Consider the following 4242-nt stretch of genomic DNA (forward strand, 5'->3'; position numbering starts at 1 on the left):
TTCAACGTTGTCGCAAACATCGTCACCGGCATCGGCTTCGCGCTGATCCTGGTCGCGGTCTCGGAATTCGCCGGTGGCATCGGCAGCTGGCGCCAGGGCGTGTTCTGGGGCCTTGCCGGCTTTGCGGTTTTCACGCTCGCGCCCGGCCTCGGCCTGCCGCCGGAACTGCCGGCCATGCCGGCGGCGGAACTTCTGCCGCGCCAGATCTGGTGGATTTCGACGGTGGCCGCAACCGCGGTCGGCCTTGGATTGATCGCCTTTCGCAAGTCGCTGCCCTTGGCAATTCTGGCGGTCGTGCTGATCGTCGCTCCGCACGTAGTCGGCGCGCCGCAGCCCGTCAGCTTCGAGACGGCGATTCCCGAGGGGCTGCACCATCAGTTCGTGGTGGCGGTGACCCTCACCGATCTGGTCTTCTGGCTGGTGCTCGGTGCGGCCGTCGGTGTGGTGCGCGGCCGCTTCACCGGTACGTCGACCAGCCTGCGCGACAGCTTTGCCTGATCGCGCGGAGGGCCATCTGACCTTCATCATCGGCGGTGCGCGCTCCGGCAAGAGCGCGCATGCCGAGTGCCTGGTGGCGGCAAGCCCGTCGCCTTGGGCCTATATCGCCACCGCGCAGGCCTATGACGAGGAGATGCGCGAGCGCATCGCGCTGCATCGCTCGCGCCGCGGCAAAGGCTGGGTCACCGTCGATGCGCCGCTCGACCTGGTCGGCGCGATCGACGCCTTGCCCGATCACCAGCCGGTGCTTATCGATTGCCTGACATTGTGGCTGAGCAATCATATGCTGGCGGACCACGATATCGAGGCCGAGTGCCGGCGGCTCTCGGATGTGCTTTCGCAGCCGCGCGGACCGTGGTTTGTGGTGTCTAACGAAGTCGGGCTCGGCATCGTGCCGGACAATGCGCTGGCGCGCCGGTTCCGCGACGCCGCCGGGCGGCTCAACCAGCAGGTCGCGGCTGTCGCCGACAGCGTGCTGATGATGGTGGCGGGGCTGCCGCTCAAGGCGAAGTGACATGGGCGAGATCAAAGACACGATCATCGACTACAAGGATGCCGAACGCCATCGAGCCAAGATGGCCAAGCGCAAGGCGGTGCAGGATGCCGAGGTGGCCGGCAAGACGATCGAGAAGGGACTGCTGATCGTCAATACGGGGCCGGGCAAGGGCAAGACCACGGCTGCGTTCGGCCTGGCGCTGAGGATGCTTGGCTACGGCAAGCGCGTCGGCGTCGTCCAGTTCATCAAGGGCAAATGGCACACGGGCGAGAAGGATGCCTTCGCCGCCTTCGGCGATCGCGTCGTCTGGCACGCGATGGGCGAGGGCTTCACCTGGGAGACGCAGGACCTGAAGCGCGACATAGCCGCCGCCGAGGCTGCCTGGGCGAAGGCGCTCGAGCTGATTGCCGACCCTTCGATCAGCCTCGTCGTCCTCGACGAGCTCAACATCGCTCTGCGCTACGATTATCTCGAGCTGGAAAAGGTGGTCGCGGCGCTGAAGGCGCGCCGCGAGGGCCTGCATGTCGTCGTCACCGGCCGCAACGCCAAGCCGCTGCTGGTCGAGGCGGCCGATCTCGTCACCGAGATGGGGCTGACCAAGCACCATTTCGCGGCCGGCGTGAAGGCGCAGCAGGGGATCGAGTTCTGAGGCGCCTTAGCCGCCGATCAAAATGGTCAGATAGATCACCGTCGCCGACAAAATCGCGAACAGGCCGATCAGCAGCCCGTCGGCGACGCGATAGAGTTCCAGCGCCTGCCTTATGTCGGTGCTTTCGGCCTCGCGCCTGCCGCCTTCGCCCATGAAGGCATCCTCGACGACCTCGCCGCCATAACTGCGCGGTCCGGCCAGGGCGAGCCCCAGCGCGCCGGCCATGGCGGCTTCCGGCCAGCCGGCATTGGGCGAACGGTGCTTCTTCGCGTCACGCCGCATGACCTGCCAGGCGTTGCGGGGGTCGGCGCCCTTGACGATGAAGGCCGCCAGCACAATCAGCAGGCCGGTGAGCCGCGATGCCGGCAGGTTGACCAGGTCGTCGAAGCGAGCGGCCGCCCGGCCGAAGGCCTCGTATTTCGGCGTGCGGTGGCCGATCATGGAATCGGCGGTGTTGGCGGCCTTGTAGGCAGCACCCCCGGCCAAACCACCGACACCGGTCCATATGGCAGGCGCGACGACGCCATCGGAGAAATTCTCTGCCAGGCTTTCGATCGCGGCTCGGGCAACGCCCGCCCTGTCGAGCTTGTCCGGATCGCGGCCGACGATGCGCGAAACGGCGATGCGGCCGAGCGTGAGGCCGCCGGTCTCCAGCGCATCGGCGACATCCTCGACATGCTCGGCGAGGCTCTTCTGCGACAGAAGCGAGGAGCTGAGAATGGCCGCGATGACCAGGCCGGACGGAAAGATCAGCCAGAGCAGGACATGCAGCGCCAGGCCTATGGCCGCCGGCACCAGCAGGACGACCAGAAGCGCCTGGAGGCCGCGGCGGCGACGCAATTCGTCGGAATCGGTGGCGCGGTTGAGCCTGCGATCGAGAAAGGATATCAGCCTGCCGATCCAGGTTACCGGATGACCGATGGCGTTAAACAGCCAGTCCGGGTAGCCAAGGGCACGTTCGATGGCGAGTGACAGGAAAGCGATCAGTATCGACATGAAGCTTCTAAGCGGAGCGGTTGCAGCGGTTGATCACGGCGGCAGCCTTGGCCGGGCAAGCGCGCTCTTTCCTCATGCGCCACAGCCTTTCCTTGACCTCTCGACAGGTATCAATCCGCACTCCTATCCGCTTTTCGATCTGCCCGCCACCGCCCTGTCACGATTGCCCGAGCCAGGACGACTGCGCGAATTGGCCGAAATTGCGGCCAAGGCGTATGGCGCGCGGTCGGCGGCGCATGTCGTGGCCGCGCCCGGCACGCAGATCCTGTTGCCGCGGGTCGCTTCGCTGGTGAGGCCCGGCAAGGCACTGGTGCTGGGTCCAACCTATGCCGAGCACGCCAGGGCGGCCGCGATTGCAGGCCATGCGATTGTGGAGGTGGGCGACTTCGACGCCTTGGCGGACGCTGACCTTGCCGTGCTGGTCAACCCGAACAATCCGGATGGGCGAGTGATCGAAAGGCACCGCCTGGTCGGCCTTGCTGCGCGGCTTCGCGCGAAGGGCGGCCTGCTGGTGGTCGACGAAGCCTTCATGGATGTCGGCCCGGTCCAACACAGCCTTGCCGGCGATGTGGGCCAGGGTGGTATGGTGGTGCTGCGCTCCTTCGGCAAATTCTTCGGCCTTGCCGGCGTCAGGCTTGGTTTCGCGCTGGCCGACCAACTGACAGCCGAGCGGCTGGAGGCGCAGCTTGGGCCATGGGCTGTCGCCGGTCCTGCACTTGAATACGGAATCCGCGCATTGGCGAATGCCGGGTGGCAGGATGACATGCGACAGGGCCTGGCAGCCGATGCCAAGCGCCTCGACGCGCTGCTCAGCCGATTCGGTATCGCGGTCGCCGGCGGCACCAGTTTGTTCCGCTATTTGTCGTTCTCCGATGCTGCCTCCCTGTTCTCCGCTCTTGGCGAACGCGGTATCTTGGTCCGCCATTTTGCCGATCGTCCGCACGCCTTGCGCGTCGGTCTGCCCGGCAGCGAAGAGGAGTGGCAGCGGCTCGAGAGCGCGCTTGCAGCGTGGGCCTCGCGGCGCGACTATGCGCCGAAGGAGTGCTGACGATGATCCATGTCTGTTCGCTGTCGAAGGTGGAGGAGACCGTTGCGAGAACCGGCGCGGAGCGCTTGCTGTCGCTGCTCGCCGACGGCACCGGGATGATCCGTCCGGCCTCGATACTGGCCGAAAACCATCTGCATCTCGTCATGCACGACATCGTCGCCGCGCAGGAAGGCATGACCATGCCGGGCGAGGAGCATGTGCGCGCGCTGCTCGACTTCGCCTATCGCTGGGACAGGGCCAAACCGATGGTCGTGCACTGCTATGCCGGTATCAGCCGCTCGACGGCATCGGCCTATATTATCGCGGCGGCACTGGCGCCCAAACGCGACGAGGCGGAGCTGGCGAAGACGCTGCGCTTTCTCTCGCCGTCAGCGACGCCCAATCCAAGGCTGATTGCCGTTGCGGATATGTTGCTTGGGCGAGAAGGCCGGATGATCGCGGCGGTCGAAGCAATCGGGCGCGGTGCAGATGCATTTGAAGGGATTCCGTTCGAACTCAGCATTAGAGATTGAGCTCGCACTGTTCCGCTACGCCAGCCAGTCGGCAAGCCTCGCC

At 65.9% G+C, this 4242-nt stretch carries 6 protein-coding genes; 5 read left to right on the plus strand and 1 reads right to left on the minus strand.

The genetic code is table 11. From position 1 onward, the window contains the following. The 3 genes from EOA60_RS21195 to cobO form a co-directional block, all read left to right on the plus strand. The coding region (locus EOA60_RS21195; protein WP_164899443.1) for a CbtA family protein at positions 1-498 on the plus strand (498 nt) is incomplete at its 5' end. Then, complete coding sequence (cobU, locus tag EOA60_RS21200) at positions 491-1012, plus strand: bifunctional adenosylcobinamide kinase/adenosylcobinamide-phosphate guanylyltransferase (protein ID WP_095801969.1); 522 nt, start codon at positions 491-493, stop codon at positions 1010-1012. The genes EOA60_RS21195 and cobU, both read left to right, overlap by 8 nt. A gap of 1 nt (position 1013) precedes the next feature. After that, entirely contained in the window at positions 1014-1643 is a 630-nt protein-coding gene (cobO, locus tag EOA60_RS21205; protein WP_095825696.1) for a cob(I)yrinic acid a,c-diamide adenosyltransferase, read from the plus strand. Positions 1644-1649: 6 nt separating this feature from the next. Here cobO and cbiB read toward each other — a convergent pair whose 3' ends face one another. Beyond that, a complete protein-coding gene (gene cbiB / locus EOA60_RS21210) occupies positions 1650-2639 on the minus strand; it encodes an adenosylcobinamide-phosphate synthase CbiB (protein ID WP_095801967.1) in 990 nt (329 codons plus the stop codon). On the opposite strand from cbiB, the gene cobD reads away from it, so the two are divergent. Beyond that, positions 2638-3687, plus strand: a complete 1050-nt coding sequence (gene cobD / locus EOA60_RS21215; RefSeq protein ID WP_095801966.1) for a threonine-phosphate decarboxylase CobD — start codon at positions 2638-2640, stop codon at positions 3685-3687. The genes cbiB and cobD overlap by 2 nt on opposite strands. Before the next feature lie 2 nt (positions 3688-3689). After that, complete coding sequence (locus EOA60_RS21220; RefSeq protein ID WP_067329232.1) at positions 3690-4199, plus strand: tyrosine phosphatase family protein; 510 nt, start codon at positions 3690-3692, stop codon at positions 4197-4199. Positions 4200-4242 lie beyond the last annotated feature (43 nt).

The organism is Mesorhizobium sp. M1A.F.Ca.IN.020.06.1.1 (genome assembly GCF_004023265.1).
Classification (GTDB): Bacteria; Pseudomonadota; Alphaproteobacteria; order Rhizobiales; family Rhizobiaceae; genus Mesorhizobium.